At 73.2% G+C, this 18,069-nt stretch carries 21 protein-coding genes and 1 pseudogene; 8 read left to right on the top strand and 14 right to left on the bottom strand.

Annotated features, from left to right (window positions below):
* Position 1: 1 nt before the first annotated feature.
* The 7 genes from ABD358_RS10920 to ABD358_RS10890 form a co-directional block, all read right to left on the bottom strand.
* Entirely contained in the window at positions 2-406 is a 405-nt protein-coding gene (locus tag ABD358_RS10920) for a hypothetical protein (RefSeq protein WP_344630715.1), read from the bottom strand.
* 8 nt (positions 407-414) lie between these two features.
* Positions 415-705 carry a hypothetical protein gene (locus tag ABD358_RS10915; RefSeq protein ID WP_344630714.1) on the bottom strand — a complete coding sequence of 97 codons (291 nt, stop codon included), beginning with the start codon at positions 703-705 and terminating at the stop codon, positions 415-417.
* A gap of 189 nt (positions 706-894) precedes the next feature.
* Positions 895-1,491, bottom strand: coding sequence for a phage tail tube protein (locus tag ABD358_RS10910; RefSeq protein WP_344630713.1), 597 nt, complete (start codon positions 1,489-1,491; stop codon positions 895-897).
* Between the two features lie 55 nt (positions 1,492-1,546).
* Positions 1,547-1,948, bottom strand: coding sequence for a hypothetical protein (locus ABD358_RS10905; protein ID WP_344630712.1), 402 nt, complete (start codon positions 1,946-1,948; stop codon positions 1,547-1,549).
* Between the two features lie 250 nt (positions 1,949-2,198).
* Positions 2,199-2,408 carry a helix-turn-helix domain-containing protein gene (locus ABD358_RS10900; RefSeq protein ID WP_344630711.1) on the bottom strand — a complete coding sequence of 70 codons (210 nt, stop codon included), beginning with the start codon at positions 2,406-2,408 and terminating at the stop codon, positions 2,199-2,201.
* The gene (locus ABD358_RS10895; RefSeq protein ID WP_344630710.1) at positions 2,405-2,977 is read right to left on the bottom strand and encodes a hypothetical protein; all 573 of its coding nucleotides are present in this window, start codon (positions 2,975-2,977) and stop codon (positions 2,405-2,407) included. The genes ABD358_RS10900 and ABD358_RS10895 overlap by 4 nt, the downstream gene beginning before the upstream one ends.
* A complete protein-coding gene (locus ABD358_RS10890) occupies positions 2,974-3,333 on the bottom strand; it encodes a WhiB family transcriptional regulator (RefSeq protein ID WP_344630709.1) in 360 nt (119 codons plus the stop codon). The genes ABD358_RS10895 and ABD358_RS10890 overlap by 4 nt, the downstream gene beginning before the upstream one ends.
* A gap of 250 nt (positions 3,334-3,583) precedes the next feature.
* Here ABD358_RS10890 and ABD358_RS10885 point away from each other — a divergent pair, with 250 nt between their 5' ends.
* Together ABD358_RS10885 and ABD358_RS10880 are read left to right on the top strand one after the other, a co-directional pair.
* Complete coding sequence (locus tag ABD358_RS10885) at positions 3,584-4,033, top strand: helix-turn-helix domain-containing protein (protein ID WP_344630708.1); 450 nt, start codon at positions 3,584-3,586, stop codon at positions 4,031-4,033.
* Positions 4,034-4,085: 52 nt separating this feature from the next.
* Positions 4,086-4,610, top strand: coding sequence for a hypothetical protein (locus ABD358_RS10880; protein ID WP_344630707.1), 525 nt, complete (start codon positions 4,086-4,088; stop codon positions 4,608-4,610).
* Positions 4,611-4,681: 71 nt separating this feature from the next.
* On the opposite strand, the gene ABD358_RS10875 is transcribed toward ABD358_RS10880, so the two are convergent.
* Positions 4,682-5,488, bottom strand: coding sequence for a S1 RNA-binding domain-containing protein (locus tag ABD358_RS10875; protein ID WP_344630706.1), 807 nt, complete (start codon positions 5,486-5,488; stop codon positions 4,682-4,684).
* 58 nt (positions 5,489-5,546) lie between these two features.
* Positions 5,547-6,746, bottom strand: coding sequence for a right-handed parallel beta-helix repeat-containing protein (locus ABD358_RS10870; protein WP_425576294.1), 1,200 nt, complete (start codon positions 6,744-6,746; stop codon positions 5,547-5,549).
* A 357-nt stretch (positions 6,747-7,103) separates the two neighbouring features.
* On the opposite strand from ABD358_RS10870, the gene ABD358_RS10865 reads away from it, so the two are divergent.
* The gene (locus ABD358_RS10865) at positions 7,104-9,665 is read left to right on the top strand and encodes an alpha-L-arabinofuranosidase C-terminal domain-containing protein (RefSeq protein WP_344630705.1); all 2,562 of its coding nucleotides are present in this window, start codon (positions 7,104-7,106) and stop codon (positions 9,663-9,665) included.
* A 61-nt stretch (positions 9,666-9,726) separates the two neighbouring features.
* Here the strand turns inward: ABD358_RS10865 and ABD358_RS10860 are convergent, their stop codons facing one another.
* Positions 9,727-10,404: a fascin domain-containing protein gene (locus ABD358_RS10860; protein WP_344630704.1), complete on the bottom strand. Its 678-nt coding sequence runs from the start codon at positions 10,402-10,404 to the stop codon at positions 9,727-9,729.
* Positions 10,405-11,299: 895 nt separating this feature from the next.
* On the opposite strand from ABD358_RS10860, the gene ABD358_RS10855 reads away from it, so the two are divergent.
* Both ABD358_RS10855 and ABD358_RS10850 read left to right on the top strand, forming a co-directional pair.
* Positions 11,300-11,644, top strand: coding sequence for a hypothetical protein (locus ABD358_RS10855; protein ID WP_344630703.1), 345 nt, complete (start codon positions 11,300-11,302; stop codon positions 11,642-11,644).
* 96 nt (positions 11,645-11,740) lie between these two features.
* Positions 11,741-12,089: pseudogene (locus ABD358_RS10850) on the top strand (Uma2 family endonuclease).
* Positions 12,090-12,121: 32 nt separating this feature from the next.
* Here ABD358_RS10850 and ABD358_RS10845 read toward each other — a convergent pair.
* On the bottom strand, positions 12,122-13,372 hold the full coding sequence (locus ABD358_RS10845) for an MFS transporter (protein WP_344630702.1): 1,251 nt from the start codon (positions 13,370-13,372) through the stop codon (positions 12,122-12,124).
* A 36-nt stretch (positions 13,373-13,408) separates the two neighbouring features.
* Between ABD358_RS10845 and ABD358_RS10840 the strand changes: the two genes are divergently transcribed.
* A complete protein-coding gene (locus ABD358_RS10840) occupies positions 13,409-14,461 on the top strand; it encodes a LysR family transcriptional regulator (RefSeq protein ID WP_344630701.1) in 1,053 nt (350 codons plus the stop codon).
* 72 nt (positions 14,462-14,533) lie between these two features.
* Here ABD358_RS10840 and ABD358_RS10835 read toward each other — a convergent pair whose 3' ends face one another.
* A complete protein-coding gene (locus ABD358_RS10835) occupies positions 14,534-15,289 on the bottom strand; it encodes an alpha/beta hydrolase (RefSeq protein WP_344630700.1) in 756 nt (251 codons plus the stop codon).
* A gap of 142 nt (positions 15,290-15,431) precedes the next feature.
* Here ABD358_RS10835 and ABD358_RS10830 point away from each other — a divergent pair, with 142 nt between their 5' ends.
* Together ABD358_RS10830 and ABD358_RS10825 are read left to right on the top strand one after the other, a co-directional pair.
* A complete protein-coding gene (locus tag ABD358_RS10830; protein WP_344630699.1) occupies positions 15,432-16,571 on the top strand; it encodes an adenosine deaminase in 1,140 nt (379 codons plus the stop codon).
* Positions 16,572-16,725: 154 nt separating this feature from the next.
* Positions 16,726-17,094 carry an ATP-binding protein gene (locus ABD358_RS10825; protein WP_344630698.1) on the top strand — a complete coding sequence of 123 codons (369 nt, stop codon included), beginning with the start codon at positions 16,726-16,728 and terminating at the stop codon, positions 17,092-17,094.
* Between the two features lie 106 nt (positions 17,095-17,200).
* Here the strand turns inward: ABD358_RS10825 and ABD358_RS10820 are convergent, their stop codons facing one another.
* Together ABD358_RS10820 and ABD358_RS10815 are read right to left on the bottom strand one after the other, a co-directional pair.
* Complete coding sequence (locus tag ABD358_RS10820) at positions 17,201-17,404, bottom strand: PspC domain-containing protein (protein WP_344630697.1); 204 nt, start codon at positions 17,402-17,404, stop codon at positions 17,201-17,203.
* A gap of 85 nt (positions 17,405-17,489) precedes the next feature.
* On the bottom strand, positions 17,490-18,035 hold the full coding sequence (locus ABD358_RS10815) for a VanZ family protein (RefSeq protein WP_344630696.1): 546 nt from the start codon (positions 18,033-18,035) through the stop codon (positions 17,490-17,492).
* Positions 18,036-18,069: the final 34 nt, after the last annotated feature.

Genomic DNA, 18,069 nt, shown 5'->3' with positions numbered 1-18,069 from the left:
ATCACTCGAAGAAGGCCGCCAGTTCGGCGTGCGTGGGGAGCCGGCGCGGAGGCGCGTCGTCCGGCTGTGCCGCCTCCCCGGGACCGGCGCCCGGAGGCCCGCCCGGCCGGGGGACCGGCTCGGGGTGGTCCAGCGGGTCGGAGTCCTCGTCGCGGTTGACGGTGGCGAACATCCAGTTGGACTCGGCGAGCTGGTCGACGACCGTGGCCAGCAGGTGGTCGGTCACCGACCAGTCCGCCGCCTCGCCGTGCAGCTCGCGGGCGAGCGCGCTGTCGCGCGGCAGGTGCCGGAGGAGCACCGCGAGCCGGCGCGAGGAGAGCCGGCCGCGGTGCCAGTCCAGCAGGTCGACGCCGTAGTGGCGGAGCAGGTCCGACTCCAGGGCCTCGGCGTGCTCGTCGACGAGCACGCCGAGGCTCAGTCTTCCCCCAGGCCCAGCCCCGTCTCCTTGCCGTAGGCCTCCAGGATCGCGGCGATGTCCTGCATGGTGACGTCGTGCCGCTCGAAGCGGGCGAACTGCCGCTCGCCCAGCAGCAGCCGCAGCAGTCCGTCGACGTCGTTGTCGTCGAGGTCGCGCAGCTTGCGCGCGGTGGTGCGGGTGAGTTCGGTCGGCAGCGTGAAGCTGTCGCCGTCCAGCTCGAAGGACCAGTCGCGGCCGAGCGCCTCCAGGCGCTGGGCGCGGGCGGCGTTGACGTTGAAGGCGGCCATGGGAACTCCCGGAGTGGTGGTCGTGGGGCGGGCGCCGTGCGACGGCGGCGGGGGCCGGGGCGGCGGGCGAGGGGAGCCCGCCGCCCCGGGGGACGGCACCGCGAGGGGAAGGGGGGCGGTGCCGCCGGAGGGGGTGGATCGGGGCCGCCCGGCCGGCGGGGCCGTACCGGGCGGGTGCCCTACGGCGGGTCAGAGCGCCGCGTACGCCTTGTCCTTCATGATCCACTTGGCCAGCTCGCGCTTGGCGGAGTCCGCCTCCAGCGCGGTGAAGGTGATGCCGAGCTTCACCGAGCCGGTGCGGGTGAAGCCCATCTCCTCGGTCTCGGTGACCTGGCCGCGCGGCAGGATGAACCGGTAGGTGGCGTCGGTGCCGTCGGTGAACTCGATGCCCAGGGCCCGCTCGTCCTTGACCGGGGTGCTCGAGATCAGGAACTCGTAGGTGTCCGCGACGGCGGTGCCGCTCACCGTGGTCTGGGCGATGTCGGCGGCCGGGATGCCCATGAAGAACGACAGGGTGCTCTTGTTCATCTGGAGCAGCTGGAACTTCACGGTCAGGTCGCGGTCGGAGTAGATGAACCGCGCCGGGCTGGCCGACTGCCAGGTGTCGACCGGGTCGATCTTGTCCTTCTTGTTCAGCTTGATGCCGTCGGTGGAGGTGTAGCCGAGCTCGACCCAGCCGGTCGGCCAGGGGTCGTCCGACTTGACCGGCGCGGTGGTTCCGGCCGGGGCCACCAGGACCCGTCCGGTACCGGCGACGCGGATCTCCTTGCCGTTGTTCGTAGCCATGCGAACTCCTAAGTGAGAGCGGTGGGTTGGGTGGGACGGGCGGCGGCTGCGGGGCTCATGCCAGGCGCAGCAGCAGCCGGATCGTGGACCGGTAGCGGTTGCCGGCCGGCCGGTTGTGGTCGGGCAGCCAGCGCGGCCCGTCGGCTTCGGAGACGTCGACGACGACCGCACCGCCGTACACGGTGTCGGCCAGCTCCAGGACGCAGGCACGGGCGGACAGGGCCACGGTGTGCGCCGTGGTCTTGTCCGGGCCGTAGACCTCCAGGTCGACCAGCGGCTCGTCGAGGTGCTGGTCGTCGACCCACGCGCCGCCCATCCGGGAGACGAGGACGGCCTTCTGCGTCCCGTCGAACCCGGCGGGCGGACGGTTGTCGACGACGACCCCGGCCAGTTCGGCCCGGTTCTCCAGGAAGTCGACGACGAGCCGCTCGACGTCGGGAAAGGTCAGGATGGCCACATGAACGCTCCCTTCGGTGAAGGCGGGAGCCGCCCGGATGAGTTTCCGGGCAACACGAAGCGGCAGATCCGACGCCCGGCGGTGCGGGCGCAGCTCTGCCGCTGCATCCAGTGTGACGGCGACCCCCGGAACCCGCAACCGAGGTCCGTACGGCCGGCGGCCGGGCCGCTTCGCCGGGGCGGACCGGACGCGCACCGGGCCCCGCCGCTGGTCGCGGCGGGGCCCGGTGCGGGTGGGGAGGGGGCGGGGGTCAGCGGTGGCGGGCGCGGTGGGCGGCGCGCTCGGCCGCGAAGACGTCCTCCAGGCGGTAGAGCCGTCGGCGGCCCTGTGCGCCCGCGGGACGGAGGTGGCCGCGCTCGACCCACTTGCGGATGGTGGCGGGCGTGACGCCGGCCTCGTCGGCGGCCAGTTCGGCCGTGATCAGCGGGGCGCCGGCGGGGGTGCTCGGTTCGGTGCTCACCGTGCGTTCCCCTCCGCGTCCGTCCCGGACGCCGGGCCCGCGCCCGGTTCCGGGTCCGGACCGGCCTCCGGGACGGCCCGGCAGGCCGGGTTGACGCAGCGCACCTCGGCCCGTTCGGGGAAGGCGCGCAGCGACACCGAGTCGCAGGCGGGGCAGCGGCCCGGGAGCCGCACCATCTGCTCGGGGTCGCCGAGCGCGCGGGCGCACCGGGCGGCCATCCGCCGGGTCTCGTCCTCGACGTGGGCGGCCAGGACGGGGTCGCCGGCGATCCGGTCCAGGAGTCCGGCGATGCGGCGGAGCCGCACGGGGACGGCGGCCGGCGGGACCGGGCGCAGTCCCAGCCGTTCGCGCACCGCCTCCTCGAGTTCCATCACGCCGTCGGTGATGTCCCGCAGGGCGTCGGAGACGTGCAGCCGCACGGGGGCGGTCGTCCCGCCGACCGGGCCGGAGCCCCGGTGCTCCCGCAGTCCTCCGCGGGGCGAGGGGGCCAGTTCCGCGACCAGGTCGGGGAATCCGCGGATGAGGGAGGCGATGGAGACGGCCGCTCCCTGCCGCCGCGCCGCCGTCACCGGGCCGCCGCTCGCGCCGCGCGTCCGGCAGTCCCGCTCCCGGCGTCCTCCCCGACGGCGACCTCGCGCCCGTTGCGCCACAGGCGGCCCCCGCTCACACCGTCGAACCAGGTGCGCTCGGGGTCGACGACGGCCTCGCACTCCCGGCGGATCGGGCACTTGTTGCACGCTCGCAATACCGTTGCGGCCTCGGACGGGTCGCGGGTGAACACGGAGCGCTCGGGAAGGTGGGCGCAGGCAGCGGCCCTGCGCCAGTCCAGCCCGCCGTCCCGCGTGTTGGGGAACACCTCGAAAGGCCAGTTCAGAAGCGAATCAGTAGTGGCGGAAGACGTGGTCGACTCGTAAGACACGTGCATCCCCTCCCCGTATGTGGGAACATGCGTTCGAAAGTTGCGAACGCGCGATCAGAGTCGCATGGTGCGAGTGCGCGCGCAAGTGACTGTGGATCGTGGAGGTGTGATGGGAGCCTTTTCCGCCGCTTCGCCCGCCGGTTCCCGGTGCGGGGGGCGGCCTCGCGGAATCTCCACCGTCACGCGCGAGCACGCACACATATGAGTGCGCGCGCGCTCGGTACGCTGTCCCCGCGACCGAGGGGAGAGTGCACACATGGGTTCCAGCGCACGGGCCGGTGCTCGCACCGAACACGGCTACCGGGCCGAAGGACTCGACGGGTTCGCCGCCTGGATCGAGGGCCTGCTCCGCGAACGCGGCTACGACATCGACAGCCCGCGCGGCGGCGGCCGCTCGAAGCTCGCGGACGACGCCGGGGTGCACCGGGCCGCCGTCAGCCGCCTGCTGCAGCGGCAGTCCATGCCGGACCTGGAGACAATGCGGCGCATCGCCGTGGTCCTCGGCGTCCCGCTGCGCGAGATGCTGATCCGCTCCGGGCGGCTGACGGCCGAGGACCTGCCTGTTCACGGGGTTCAACCGGATGCCGGAGGGGATGATCGTTCGAGGCTGAGCCCCGAGGAGGCGGCTCGCAGAATGGGGGTGCCGCCGGAACTGCGCGACCTGTTCGTGCGTGTGGCCAGACAGTTCCTGCCAGAGGACGGTTGACGGCGCGAGGACCCGCGGGACCTCGCACGACGGGGCCTTGAGGGAGTGGGTCATGGGAAAAACAGGGGGCGAGGACGAGGAGGCGGCGCGTGTCTCCAGGCTCGTGGGGGACCTGCTCGTCGGACTGGGCGAGAAGGTCCGGGCGGCGGGCGTCGACGGGGTGCGGATCCTCACGGAGGAGGAATTACAGCGTCACCAGCTGAACTGGTTCCGCACCGGCTGGGAGGAGCACGCCCGTGCCGCCGCCGCCGAACGTCCCGCCCCCGGAGCCGGGCAGCACCCCGACAGCGAGGACTTCCCGGCGCCGCCGTCCCGGCTCCTCCGCTTCCCGGACCGCCGGCCGCCCGCCGGGGCACGCCGTCCGGAGGCTGCCGAAGGCCCAGCGGAACACGGCCGTCCGGACGGGTCCCGGGGAACGTACCCGCTGCCCATCGTCGGCGCGGGGGAGGCCCGGGTCCGCGATCTGATGCCGCACCGCCCGCGCTCCGGCCACCGCCGGCGGCGCGAGTCCGAGGGCCCCGCGGGGCCGGGCGGCGCGAGCCGTCCCTCAGGCCCGCGGGACCCCGGCGAGGACTGACGCCGGGGGAGAGGGCGCGGTACGTCCTCCGGCCGCGGAGGCGGGTATTCCGGGTAGGCGGGGGCGCGCGGTCAGCGGATGTCCCCGACCCGGACGAGGGAGAGGCTGACGCGGCGGCGCCGGCGGTCCACCTCCGCGATCCGCACGGTGAGCCGGTCGCCCTCGCGCACCCCGCCTTCCGGCAGTCCGGACGTGTGCACCAGGCCCTCGATGCCGTCGGCGACGCGGACGAAGACCCCGAACGGGACGATCCTGGTGACGGGACCGGCGACGGTCTCGCCCACCCGTTCGGCGAGCCGGACCAGCGGATCCTCCTCCAGGGCCTTCAACGACAGCGCGACCTGCCCCCGGCGGGTGTCCGAGGCGAGGACCTCGGCGGAGACGCGCTGTCCCGCCCGGACGACCTCCGAAGGGCGGCCGACATGCCTCCAGGTCAGTTCGGGGACGTTGACGAACCCGGTGCACCGGCCGGGCGGTTCGCCGTCCAGGTGGACGAAGACGCCGAAGTTCCGGACGGCCGCCACCGTTCCGGTCCGGATCTCGCCCGGCCGGACGCCGAGGAGGAAGGCGCGCAGCTCCCGGTCCTCGCACGCCCTCGCCGACAGCGGGACGCGTCCGCGCCCCTCGAGGACGCCGATCACCTCGACCGCGATCTCCTGCCCCACCCGGACGATCTCGGAGGGGTGGTCGAACGGCTTCCGGGACAGTTCGTGCCGTGCGATGGATCCCGAGGTGAGCCCCGGGTCCACCGGAGCGTCGAGTTCCACGAGGACCTCCGTCTCCCCGACGTCGGTCACCGTGGCGGTGCGGGTCTCGCCGCCCCGCGCCAACGCGTCGCGGAGGGCCTCCAGCCGGGAGTCGGGAGAGGGTTCGGCCATGCCCGCGACCCTAGTGCCGGGCGCTCCGGCCGCGGAAGCGCCCGGCACGGGCCGCCGTTCAGAAGCGGGCGCCGACCGCCGCGCCGTTCGCCGGGACCAGGAAGCCGGACGGCCGGATGGAGCCGTCGGACGCGCGCGGGCCGGTGATCACCGACGGGTCGGTGCTGCGCACCGACGCGGCGTTCCAGGTACCGCCGAGCTGCCAGGAGTTGCCGGACGCGCTCACCGCGCCGCCCAGCGAGGCCGCGGTGCGGTCCTCGACCGACAGGTTGCCGGTCACCGTGGCGTCGGCGGTGCGGATGTCGAAGCCGGTGGCGCCGTTGCGGAACGCGGTGGTGCGGGTGATCTTCAGCGCGCCCGGGTTGCCGTTGTCGGTCACGCCGTCCGCCGCGTTGCCGAAGGAGGCGGAGTTGTGGAGGGTGTGGGCGGCCGGCGGGTCCTCGTCGCCTCCGCCGCCCATCTTGAAGCCGTTGCCGTCGCCGGCGAAGTCGGGGAAGTTCCAGCGGTTGAAGCCGTTGCCGTGGGCGACGGTGTTCTCCAGGCGGATCGGCGAGGTGAACTCCCAGGCGTCGAAGCCGTCGTCGACGTTGTTCCACAGCCGGGCGCCGACGACCCGGTTGCCCGTCCCCGAGCCCTCCTTGATCCCCAGGCCGTCCGCGCTCTCGCCGTTCTTGCGGGGGTCGCGGTTGCCGTAGGAGTCGAGGTTCCGGATGGTGTTGCGGCTGGAGGCGCCCTGGAGCTGGAAGCCGGTCTCGTAGTTGTCGCGGGTCACCAGCCGGTCGAAGACGTTGTCGCTGCAGCTGTCGGCGTAGACGCCGTACGGGCCCCGGACGATCTCCAGGCCGCTGATCCGCCAGTGGGACGCCTTCTCCAGGTGGATCGCGCCCCGCTCGGCGCGCGGAACGCCTCCGCCGACCGGGGTGTGGCTCGCGGGCAGCCGCTCGCCGTCGATGATCACCCGCTCGCCGTTGTGGGAGGTGAGGGTGATGGGGGCGCTCGCCGTGCCGGACTTGCCGATGGTGATGTTGTCCTTTAGGACGTAGGTGCCGCCCCGGACGGTGATCGTGTCGCCGGGGGCGGCGCGGTCCACCGCCTCCTGGACGGTGGCGAGCGGATCGGCCGCCGTGCCCGCGCCGGCGTCGTCGCCGTTCACGGCCACCACGATCACCGTCGCCGCGTGGGCGGTGGGGGCGGGCGGCAGCGCCGCCGCGGCGGCCGTCATCCCCAGCAGAACCGTCGCGGCCCTGAGTAATCTCATCCCGGTTTCTCCCGTCTCTCCGTTCCGTGCCGTCCGGCGTCCTCCCCCCTTGCGGCCGTGCCATCGGACCGCGGTCGCCGCGCCGCTGTGCGGCCCGCCGATGGTAAGCGTTTTCGAGCCCGATGAACCCCTCCTGTCGGCAACCCGGCGGGAGGGAGTCACCGATCCGGTACGACCGGACGGGTTTGACGTCATGGCACGGCGGCCCGCGGGAGCGCCGATCGGACCTGCGACTCAGGCGCCGCCAGAAAGCCTTTGCCGCGCGGGGCATTGACGACCCCTCCTGGCGTGCCTATCTTCGCGTTCGAAGTTCTGGTCAGTGTACGAGATTTCGAACATATCGAGTCCGGGAGCCTCATGCCGCGCACACGACCCAGATCAGCCCCCGCCATCGGCCTCCTCACCGGCGCCCTCCTCGCGGGCGCGCTCGCCGCCGCCCCCGCCTCCGGCGCCCCGGCGCCGGAGCCGGCCGACTACACCCTCGCCATCGACCCCACCCGCGCCGGCCCGGAGATCGACGACCGGATGTACGGCGTCTTCTACGAGGACATCAACCGCGCGGCCGACGGCGGCCTGTACGCCGAGCTGGTCCAGAACCGCTCCTTCGAGTACGCCCCCGTCGACAACCCCTCCTACACCGGTCTGACGGCCTGGACCGAGACCGCCGCCGGCGGCGGGGGCGGCACCGCGCGGGTCGTGGACGACGAACACCGCCTCAACGAGCGCAACCGCAACCACCTCCGGCTGGAACTGGACGGCACCGGCGGCGACGGCGCCCGCTACGGCGTCGTCAACGCCGGCTACAACTCCGGGATCGCCGTCGAGAAGGGCGGGAAGTACGACTTCTCCGTGTGGGCCCGCACCGACCGGAGGCAGGGCACCCCGCTGACCGTCACCCTCCACGACGCCTCGGGCGAGCCGCTCGCCACGCCACTGCGCCGCACCGTGCGCGGCGACCGCTGGACGAAGTACACCGGCACCCTCACCGCCCGCGCCGACAGCACGCGGGGGCGCCTGGCGGTGACCGCGGGCGGCGCCGGCACGCTCCGCCTCGACATGGTCTCCCTCTTCCCCCGCGACACCTTCAAGGGCCGCCCCAACGGGATGCGCAAGGACCTCGCGGAGAAGATCGCCGCCCTGAACCCCGGCTTCCTGCGCTTCCCCGGCGGCTGCCTGGTCAACACCGGCAGCCACGAGGCGTACGAGGCGCCGAACTGGGAACGGCGCCGCTCCTACCAGTGGAAGGACACCATCGGCCCCGTCGAGGAGCGGGCGGTCAACGCCAACTTCTGGGGCTACAACCAGTCCTACGGCCTCGGCTACTACGAGTACTTCCAGTTCGCCGAGGACATCGGCGCGATGCCGCTGCCCGTCGTCCCCGCCCTCGTCACCGGCTGCGGCGAGAACAAGGCCACCGACGACCCCGAACTGCTGGAGCGCCACGTCCGGGACACCCTGGACCTGATCGAGTTCGCCAACGGCCCCGCCACCTCCGACTGGGGAGCCAAACGCGCCGAGATGGGCCACCCGGAGCCGTTCGGCCTCACCCACATCGCCGTCGGCAACGAGGAGAACCTGCCCGACGCGTTCTACGAGCGCTTCGCCGCCTTCCGTGAAGCGATCGAGGCCGAGCACCCCGAGATCACGGTGATCGCCAACTCCGGCCCCGACGACGCCGGCGCCACCTTCGACCGCGCCTGGGAACTGGCCCGCGCCTCCGGCGTGGAGATGGTCGACGAGCACTACTACAACAGCCCGGGCTGGTTCCTGGAGAACAACGAGCGCTACGACTCCTACGACCGCTCCGGCCCCAAGGTGTTCCTCGGCGAGTACGCCTCCCAGGACAACCGCTTCCGCAACTCCCTCGCCGAGGCCGCGTTCATGACCGGCCTGGAGCGCAACGCCGACGTGGTGAGAATGGCGTCCTACGCCCCGCTGCTGGCCAACACGGACTACGTGCAGTGGAGCCCGGACCTGATCTGGTTCGACAACGCCCGCTCCTGGGGGTCGACCAGCTACGAGACGCAGAAGCTGTTCATGAACAACGTCGGCGACGAGGTCGTCCCGAGCCGCTCCTCCGCCACCCCCGTCGTCAGCGGACCGATCACCGGCGCCGTCGGCCTGTCCACCTGGGCCACCAGCGCCGCCTACGACGACGTGCGGGTGGTCTCCGCGGCCGGCGGGGAACTGTTCGCCGACGACTTCTCGGCCGGCGCGGGGAAGTGGACCGAGGCCGCCGGGCGCGGCGCCTGGACCGTCGAGGACGGCGCGTACGTCCAGACCGACACGGCCGCCGAGGACACCCTGGTCACCGCCGGCGACCCCGCCTGGCGCGACTACGACCTGCACGTGAAGGCCACCAAGCGGGCCGGCCGCGAGGGCTTCCTCGTCGCCTTCGGAGTGAAGGACACCGGCAACCTCTACTGGTGGAACCTCGGCGGCTGGGGCAACACCCGCTCGGCCGTGGAGAAGGCCACCGACGGCGGCAAGCAGACGATGATCGAGGACGGCACGGTGATCGAGACCGGCCGCGAGTACGACATCCGGATCGAGGTCCGCGGCCGTCAGGTGACCCTCTACCTCGACGGAGAGAAGTGGGGGAGCTTCACCGACGACAAGGTCGCCGAGCCCTTCCGCCAGGTCGTCACCCGCGACAGGGCCAGGGGGGAGCTGATCGTCAAGGTCGTCAACGCGCAGGAGACCCCCGCCCGTACGCGCATCGACCTGGGCGGCGGAACCCGGGTGGCGCCGACCGCGCGCCTGACCGTCCTCCAGGGCGACCCGGACGCCGTCAACACCGCCGACGGCCGGCCCGTCAGGCCGGAGCGCTCGATCCTCCGGGGGGTGGGCACCACCTTCACCCACACCTTCCCGGCCCACTCGATCACGTTCCTGCGCATCAAGGAACGCTCGTCCTGACACGGCGACGGGCGGGCGCGCCCCCGGACACCCGGGGACGCGCCCGCCCGGAGCGCTTTCCTCAGCTCTCCAGGTCGTAGAGGACGAACTCCTCCCAGGAGCCGCCGATCTCGGCGGACCGGGCGCGCAGCGCGTACTGGAGGGAGCCGGTGTAACCGTTCTCCATGGCGACGAAGAGGCCGTTCAGCGTGGACTGCAGGGCCCAGCGGTCCAGCTCCTCGCTGTAGTAGAGGACGAACCGCTCCCAGCCCCCGACACCGGTGGACCGGGCGCGCAGCAGGTTCTGCGAGCTGCCGGTGAAGTTCTTCTCCACGGCCACGTAGCGGTCGTTGGCCAGGGACCTGAGGGCGTAGGTCTGGGTGTCCTCGTCCCACTCGAAGGCGAAGCCCTCCCAGGAGCCGCCGATGTCGGCGGACCGGGCGCGCAGCGCGCCGGTGTTGGGAGAGGGGTAGTTCTTCTCGGTGGCGACGAAGTTGCCGTTGCGGACGGACTGCACCGCCAGGAGGACCGTCTCCTCCGCGGCCGGGTCCGCCGAGGCGGCCAGGGACCGCTCGCCGTCCGCCGCGCCGTTCTCCTCGCCGTTCATCGCCGCCAGTTCGGCACCGTCGATCCTCTCCCAGCCGGCCGGGACGGCGGCCGGACCGCCGTCCCGCGGGGCCGCCCCGGCCGCCGGAGCGGCCAGCGTGGAAGCCGTCATCAGGGCGCCCAGCGCCAGAAGGACGGATGTCGCGCGTCGCATGGGTGTTCCTCACCTTCGGTGGAGACGAATCCGGGGCGGCGGAGGAGCGGAATACCGGCCCTTGGGACGGGAGACCGCGGTACGGAATGCGATGCCCGCTTCCGCGTGCGCCGGATTCCGCGGTGCTCCACGCGACGACTCCCCCCTATCCCTCCGCCACACCCCCTGAAACCGCTGTCGGACCGCCTTTCCCCGAGGCGGTCCCGCGGCGGCCTCGCCATCGGCGAAGCGTCCACAGAGTAATCACGGAAGGCTCTCTTTCCGCGGCTCCGTTCCGCCGGAATCCCGAATCGGCGAAGAGTTCTCCCGGCGTGGGAGTTCCCGTCATCCCGAGTTAAGGGAAAAAGAGCCGGATGTTCTTCCGGTGGCCGTTCCGGGGATTCACGTGCCCGGCGCCGCGGTGAGGCGGCGAATGCGGAGTCGATGAGCGCGCGTGCGCGGTCCGGCGTCCGGAGCGGGCCGGGCGGGCGGACCACCGTGGTGCGCCCCGGCGAGGCCGAGCGCCCCGGATGTGAGGGCGCCCCGGTGCTCCTCCCGCCGGCCGTGCGTCCGCCCGCCGGTCATCGTGGGCCGGGGCGTGTCGGCGAAGGGCGTCGACGGGCGCCCGGCCGGTGCGGGAGCAGGCCCGTGCCCGGACGGAGTTTCCGCGGCTCGGAGCCCGGGTGCCGCTGTCCGGCGGGGGGACGGTGCGCGGGGGCACGGCCCTCCGACTCTCGCGCACAGCGTGACACTTCACCCACACAGGTGAATTCGACAGGACTGTCCCCCGATTGTCGATATACCTATCAAATTCCTTCTAGGGTGTGGTCCGGCCGTTCCGGCCGGTCGTGCCGCCCGCCGGAAGCGCGCCGCCCCCTCCGCCCGGCCCGACTCCGCGCTTTTCCCTGGAGGTTCCGTGGACACCGTAGCCCCGCAGAGCAGCGGCTCCGAGCCGCACGACGGCCCCGGCGCACCATCGGGGGACTTCGAGGAGGCGCTGCGCACGATGGTCCTCGGTCTCGCTCCCCGCCAGTTCGCGGTGGTCCAGACGTGGGAGGCGGGGGACGGGCAGCGGGACGGGTGCGTGGCGGCGTGGGGCGTGGCGTACGAGGACGGACACGCCCAGCTGACCAGCCCCGACGGCAGCCTCCGGTTCACCCTCGGCTCGCCCGAGGGCGCCGTGCGGTGGTTCGGGGTGCAGCCGGGCGTCACGGCCCGGATCGTCTGGCTCTCCGGGCCGGACCGGGTGGCCGCCGCGTGACGGGCGCGCCCCCGTCCGGGCGGACGAGGCCGGTGGACCCGTGTCGGTGCCGTTCGGCACGCTGGGACCGGTGATGCACCGATAAGAGGGACCGCCATGGGCGCACTCACCGTCGATCCGGGGCCGGGGCGCGCCCACGGCTGGGACGACCTGGTCCGGCTCTGGGAGGAGACGGACTGGCCCGAGGGCTGCAAGGTGGAGATCACCTCGCCGTCCAACGCGCGGCACGACCGGATCAGCGAGGCCGCCGGCTACGCCCGGGCCGGAGTGCCCCTGTACCTGATGGTCGACCGCTGGGCGCCCGGTGGCCCGACCGTGACGCTGTACGGGGAGCCTTGAGGGGGACGTCCACCGGGTGCTGCACGCCGGGAAGTTCGGGGACAAGGTCGGCCTTCCCGAGCCGTTTGACCTCGTCGTCGACACGGGGGTCTTTCCCGTCGACTGAACCGGCGGGAAAGACCCCCGTGACGTCGGAGCTCAGCAGCTCCGCACGGCCTCCAGGCGCCGCCGGACCAGCGCCCGGCGCGTGGCGTAGAGCGTGACGCCGGCCGCCAGGACGAGTGCGCCCAGCGCGAAGGCGACCGTCGCGCTCCAGCCCGCCGCGTGATAGGCGACCGCGCCCAGCGAGGCGCCCAGCGAGCTGCCCAGGTAGTACGCCATCTGGTACAGCGCGGAGGCCTGCGCCCTGCCCTCCTGGGCGGTGCGGCTCACCGAGCTGGAGGCCACCGCGTGTCCGGCGAAGAAGCCCGCCGTGATCAGCACCAGACCGGTCAGGACGGACGCCAGGCTCTCGCCCAGGCTCACCAGCAGACCCGTGGCGGTGGTGCCGATCGCCAGGTAGAGCGCGCCGCGCCGGCCCAGCCGTCCCACCAGGCGTCCGGCGGCGGCCGAGGAGACCGTGCCGACGAGGTAGACGACGAAGAGGGAGCCGACCAGCCCCTGGGAGAGCCCGAAGGGCTCCGCCACCAGCCGGTAGCCGATCACCGTGTAGACCGCGCCGAAGACCGTCATGAAGAGCAGGCCGAGCGAGTACAGGCGCAGCAGCAGCCCGTCGGAGAGGTGGCCGCGGACGGTCCGCAGCACCGCGGCGGGCCGGATCGAGGCCGGGGTGAAGTTGCGGGCCCTCGGGATCAGCAGCCGGTAGACGACCGCGCACACCAGGGACACCGCGGCCACCGACGCCAGACCGGCGCGCCAGCCCCAGCCCTCGGCCGCCCAGCCGGTCAGGACGCGGCCGGACATTCCGCCGACGCTGTTGCCCGCCACGAACAGGCCGACGGCCCCCACCAGCGCCCGGGGCGGCAGCTCGTCCGCCAGATACGCCATCGCCGACGCCGGGATGCCGGCGATCGCCGCGCCCTGGAGGGCGCGCAGCGCGATCAGGACCTCGATGTTCGGCGCGAGGGGCAGCACCAGCGCGACGGCGACGGCGACGGCCAGCGAGCACGTCATCATCGTGCGCCGTCCGAAGCGCTCGGAGAGCGCGGACAGCGGCAGGACGGCGACGGCGAGTCCGATGGTGGCGGCGGAGACGGTCCAGCTCGCCTGCCCCGGCGTCACGCCGAAGTCGGCGGTGAGGGCGGGCAGCAGGGGCTGGGTGGCGTACAGCAGGCTGAAGGTCGCCAGGCCCACGGCGAAGAGGGCCAGACTGATGCGTCGGTTCGGCGGGACGGAACGGTCGGAGAAGGCACCTGCGCGGGCAGGTGCCCCGGTATCGACGGAAGGCATGTCCCGAACGTACGATCACCCCTTCTGATGCGTCCAATGCACAGAACCGCGGAAGATGATGCATGGGCGCATAAGGTGAGGTGGGAGGGTGCCGTGTCACCGGTCGGCAACAGAAAAGACATCTCGGTTACATCGGACACAGTGCGTCGCGCCGCCGGGAGGGGCGACTTCGGGCCCGACATCGCCCCCGAGTCCTGGGCGGCCACGCTCACCCCGCGGCTGGCCCAGTTCGTGGCCGTCGCCCGCCACGAGCACGTCACACGCGCCGCGCTGGAACTGGGCGTTCCGCAGTCCACGCTCAGCCGCGCGATCGCCCGGCTGGAGGACGACCTGGGGGTGGACCTGTTCGCCCGGCGCGGCCGGACGGTCTCCCTCACCCCGGCGGGGCTGACGTTCCTGGCCTCCGTCGAACGGGCGCTGGCCTCCGTGGAGCAGGCGGCCGAGACCGTGCGCGCCGACGCCGACCCGGCCACCGGGAAGGTCGCGTTCGGCTTCCTCCACACCCTGGGCTCCGAGACCGTCCCCGGTCTGATCCGCTCCTTCCGGGCCGACCACCCGCAGGTGCGCTTCTCCCTGGTCCAGACGTACGGCGAGGCGATGATCGAGCGGCTGCGCGCCGGGGACCTCGACCTGTGCCTGATCTCCCCGGTGCCCGACGCGCCGGACCTGGCCGCGCGCCGCCTGGACGAGCAGCGGCTGCGGCTGGTCGTCCCCGAGGAGCATCCGCTCGCGCGGCGCCGCCGCGTACGGCTGGCGGAGGCCGCCGAGGAGCCGTTCATCACCCTGGAGCCGGGCTACGGGATGCGCCGCATCTTCGACGCGCTCTGCGCCGAGGCGGGCTTCCGGCCGAGGATCGCCTTCGAGGGGGAGGAGGCCGAGACGCTGCGCGGGCTGGTCGCGGCGGGGCTGGGCGTCGCCCTGCTGCCGCCCCCGGCCGTGCCCCGGCCGGGGGTGCGGGAACTGACGGTCACGGAGCCCCGCGCGGTGCGGGAGATCGGGGTCGCCTGGGTGGAGGGCCGCCCGGAGACCCCGCCGGTGACGGCCTTCAGGAAGTTCCTGCTCGGCCGCCGCGGCCGGCTCCTGGCATGAGGCGCGAGGCGCGAGGGCGCGGAGCCCCGGGGAGACGGGGCGTCACGGCCGCTCCCGCACCGGCCGGCGCGGTCAGTGGCGCAGGGAGCGGCCGAACCCCGCGGCCAGCGGCATCCGCAGGCCCAGCGGCGGCGGGGCCGCCAGCGCGTCGGCGACCGGGCGGGCGAAGTCGTGGTCGCACAGCGTGCCGAGGACGAAGTCCTGTGCCAGGGCGAGGACTTCGTCGCGGTGCTGCCGCAGCGCGTGGCCGTCGGTGTGGACCTCGAACCGGCAGACGTCCGGGTTGACCTTCTTGGCCCGTACGGCCAGGCGGTACGACAGCTCGGGATCGGTGTGCTCGTCGTCCGTGCCGTGCACCATCAGCACCTTCCGTCCGGTCAGCTGCCGCACCGGCTCCGGTTCGCCGTCCTCGCGAGGGTCCGGCAGCCAGGGGGCCAGCGCCAGCACGGAGACCACGGCCGGGTGGCCCGCGGCCCGCAGGGCGGCCCGGGCGCCCATGTCCCAGCCGGCCAGGCACACCGGTACGTCGCCGTAGAGTTCGGAGACCCGCTCCAGCGCCCACCGCGTGTCCTCCACCGGGTGGGCCTCCCCGCCGTTCCAGCCGCGGTAGCGGTAGTGGACGACGTGCGCGGCCAGCTCCGAACCGGCCCCCGCCCGTGCCAGCCGCCGCGCCAGCGGCAGTACGGCCGCCGCGGCCCTGGAGGAACGGCGGCGCGTGCTCGCCGCCCGCCCCCCGGGAAGCAGCAGAACAACCCCCTGGACCGACCGGTCCGCCCCGAACGCCCGCCCCAACCGCGCATCCCGCCGCGGCAACGCCTGCTGAGTCACGGCAAAACCATGGCAGAAGCCCGGGTGTACCGGCGGTGTCCTGCGGTCACCATTGGGTATCGAAGGGCGGAGCACGGCGGCCCGCGCGGCGGGAGCCCGGCTCCGGGGTGATATCTACGCGCGTAGGCGCTAGGGTGTCGCAATGACGAGCGAGACTGTCACCACCGTCCCCACCGCGGACCAGATCCGCCGCGCCCCCAAGGTGCTGCTGCACGACCACCTCGACGGCGGTCTCCGTCCGGCCACCGTCGTCGAACTCGCCCGTGAGACCGGCTACGACGGTCTGCCCGAGACCGACCCCGAGGCGCTGGGCACCTGGTTCCGCGAGGCCGCCGACTCCGGCTCCCTGGAGCGCTACCTGGAGACCTTCTCCCACACCTGCGCCGTCATGCAGACCCGCGACGCCCTGGTGAGGGTCGCCGCCGAGTGCGCCGAGGACCTGGCGGCCGACGGCGTGGTCTACGCGGAGGTGCGGTACGCACCCGAGCAGCACCTGGAGCGGGGACTGAGTCTCGAAGAGGTCGTCGAGGCCGTCAACGAGGGCTTCCGGCTGGGCGAGCGCCGGGCGCGCGAGCAGGGGAGGCGCATCCGCGTGGGCGCGCTGCTCACCGCCATGCGGCACGCCGCCCGCTCCCTGGAGATCGCCGAACTCGCCAACCGCTACCGCGACGCGGGCGTCGTCGGCTTCGACATCGCGGGCGCCGAGGCGGGCCACCCGCCCACCCGCCACCTGGACGCCTTCGAGTACCTCAAGCGCGAGAACAACCACTTCACCATCCACGCCGGCGAGGCGTTCGGCCTGCCGTCCATCTGGCAGGCGCTCCAGTGGTGCGGCGCCGACCGGCTCGGCCACGGGGTGCGCATCATCGACGACATCCACGTCGCCGAGGACGGCACCGTCAAGCTCGGCCGTCTCGCGGCGTACGTGCGGGACAAGCGGGTCCCCCTGGAGCTGTGCCCCACCTCCAACCTCCAGACCGGCGCGGCCCCCTCGTACGAGGAGCACCCCATCGGACTGCTGCGGAAGCTGCGCTTCCGCGCCACGGTCAACACCGACAACCGGCTGATGAGCGGCACCAGCATGAGCCGGGAGTTCGAGCACCTGGTGGAGACGTTCGGCTACACCCTCGACGACATGCAGTGGTTCACGGTCAATGCGATGAAGTCCGCCTTCATTCCTTTCGATGAACGTCTGGCCATGATCAATGACGTGATCAAGCCCGGGTACGCCGAGCTGAAGTCCGAGTGGCTGTTCCGGGAGGCGTCCGGCAAGGGGCTGTGACCAGCGGCTCCGCCGTCCCGTGGGGCTTGGGCGGGAGGACGGGGAGGAAGTCCGGTCTGCGCCGCTCGACCGTTTCAGGGTGTTTGCGGACGGTGTGACGGCCTGGCTACCTTCGCGACGCCGCTCAAGCACCCACACGAGGACGTGACAGCTGATGCTCCAGCGAACGATCAAGACCCTCGGCGTCGCCGCTCTCGGCCTCGCCATCGCCGCCGTCGGCGCCGGAACCGCGTCCGCCGCGAGCCTCCCCGGCACCGAGAAGATCGTCAGCGGCCTGTCGGACGCCATGAACGCCTCGCAGCCCGCCAGGACGCTGCCCGCTCCCGACCCCGCCCCCCAGGCCCAGCCCGCTCCGGCGCCCGCGCCGCAGGGCCGGCCCGCTCCCGCGCCGCAGCAGGACCAGGCGGCCGCCCAGGACCCGGTGCGCGCCCTGATCGGCGGCGTTCCGGTCGAGGAGCGGCTGAAGAAGGCCGCGCCCGTCGGCAAGCTCACGGGCGCGCTGCCCGTCAAGCTCCTGGGCTGACACCCCCCTCCCTCCTCCCGGGAGACGCCGAGGGCCGCGCACCGGATCCGTTCCGGTGCGCGGCCCTCGTGTGCGCGTGTGCGCGGTGTGCGTGCGCCGCCGTCTGTCACAGACCGGCGTGCCGGGTCTTCCGCTCGTCCGGCAGCAGGGCCCACAGCGCCAGGTAGAGCAGGACCTGCGGCCCCGGCAGCAGGCAGGAGACCAGGAAGATCGCCCGCATGGTGGTCGCGGAGGTCCCGAAGCGGCGGGCCAGCCCGGCGCACACGCCACCGATCATCCGGTTGTCGCTGGGGCGGACAAGTGCGGCCATGAGGACTCCTTCGTTCTGCCCGGATCACCACCGGACGGTGGCGACGAATCCACCGTAGGAGAACGAACCAGGAGGAAGCGTCGGTCTACGGGGCTATTCCGACCCTGGGAGTTCTCGGGGTCGCCCCCTGGTCCCCGTCGTCCGGACGGAGGTCCCCGGCGCCGGAGCCGTCCTCCGCGGCGCGCAGCCGGGCCCGGAGCGCCGGGTAGCACACCAGGTGAACCAGGGCCGCCCCGGTGGTGTTGAGCAGCAGCGCGTCCACGTCGGCGACCTGCCCCGGCACGGCGGGCTGCGCCAGCTCGATGCCGAGCGAGACCATCCCCGCGGCGAAGACCGTACGGGCCCACGAGCCCAGCCGCGACGCCGGCCGGCCCGCCACCATCGGCAGCAGCACCCCCAGCGGGGCGAGCAGCGCCAGGCCGCCTCCCACGCCCTCCAGGGCGGCCCGGGGGCCGCTCACCAGATCGGCGTGGATCGAGGCGAAGGGGCGGAGGTTCGCGGGAGCGACCCACGGCACGGACAGCGGCCGCAGCGTCAGCCAGCCCACGAACAGCAGATGGCAGCACAGGAGTACGAAGCCCGCTGTACGGATGCGGTGAACGGCGGAGCCGCCGCGGTGTCGACGCTGCACGGGGACACAGACGCACGCGGCGCGGGCCGCGGTT

Origin of the sequence: Streptomyces glaucosporus (assembly GCF_039533345.1) — a bacterium.
GTDB classification, from domain to species: domain Bacteria; phylum Actinomycetota; class Actinomycetes; order Streptomycetales; family Streptomycetaceae; genus Streptomyces; species Streptomyces glaucosporus.
The sequence above is the reverse complement of the archived record's forward strand: the minus strand, read 5'-3'. Positions and strand labels throughout refer to the sequence as shown.

Bases quoted from the DNA above. Each gene is read 5' to 3' on its own strand.
- ABD358_RS10860 (WP_344630704.1), bottom strand. From the start codon at position 10,404: ATGCGACGCGCGACATCCGTCCTTCTGGCGCTGGGCGCCCTGATGACG.
- ABD358_RS10865 (WP_344630705.1), top strand. From the start codon at position 7,104: ATGCCGCGCACACGACCCAGATCAGCCCCCGCCATCGGCCTCCTCACC.
- ABD358_RS10890 (WP_344630709.1), bottom strand. From the start codon at position 3,333: ATGCACGTGTCTTACGAGTCGACCACGTCTTCCGCCACTACTGATTCG.
- ABD358_RS10845 (WP_344630702.1), bottom strand. From the start codon at position 13,372: ATGCCTTCCGTCGATACCGGGGCACCTGCCCGCGCAGGTGCCTTCTCC.
- ABD358_RS10910 (WP_344630713.1), bottom strand. From the start codon at position 1,491: ATGGCTACGAACAACGGCAAGGAGATCCGCGTCGCCGGTACCGGACGG.
- ABD358_RS10870 (WP_425576294.1), bottom strand. From the start codon at position 6,746: ATGAGATTACTCAGGGCCGCGACGGTTCTGCTGGGGATGACGGCCGCC.
- ABD358_RS10880 (WP_344630707.1), top strand. From the start codon at position 4,086: ATGGGAAAAACAGGGGGCGAGGACGAGGAGGCGGCGCGTGTCTCCAGG.
- ABD358_RS10820 (WP_344630697.1), bottom strand. From the start codon at position 17,404: ATGGCCGCACTTGTCCGCCCCAGCGACAACCGGATGATCGGTGGCGTG.
- ABD358_RS10830 (WP_344630699.1), top strand. From the start codon at position 15,432: ATGACGAGCGAGACTGTCACCACCGTCCCCACCGCGGACCAGATCCGC.
- ABD358_RS10875 (WP_344630706.1), bottom strand. From the start codon at position 5,488: ATGGCCGAACCCTCTCCCGACTCCCGGCTGGAGGCCCTCCGCGACGCG.
- ABD358_RS10915 (WP_344630714.1), bottom strand. From the start codon at position 705: ATGGCCGCCTTCAACGTCAACGCCGCCCGCGCCCAGCGCCTGGAGGCG.
- ABD358_RS10825 (WP_344630698.1), top strand. From the start codon at position 16,726: ATGCTCCAGCGAACGATCAAGACCCTCGGCGTCGCCGCTCTCGGCCTC.
- ABD358_RS10885 (WP_344630708.1), top strand. From the start codon at position 3,584: ATGGGTTCCAGCGCACGGGCCGGTGCTCGCACCGAACACGGCTACCGG.
- ABD358_RS10840 (WP_344630701.1), top strand. From the start codon at position 13,409: ATGCACAGAACCGCGGAAGATGATGCATGGGCGCATAAGGTGAGGTGG.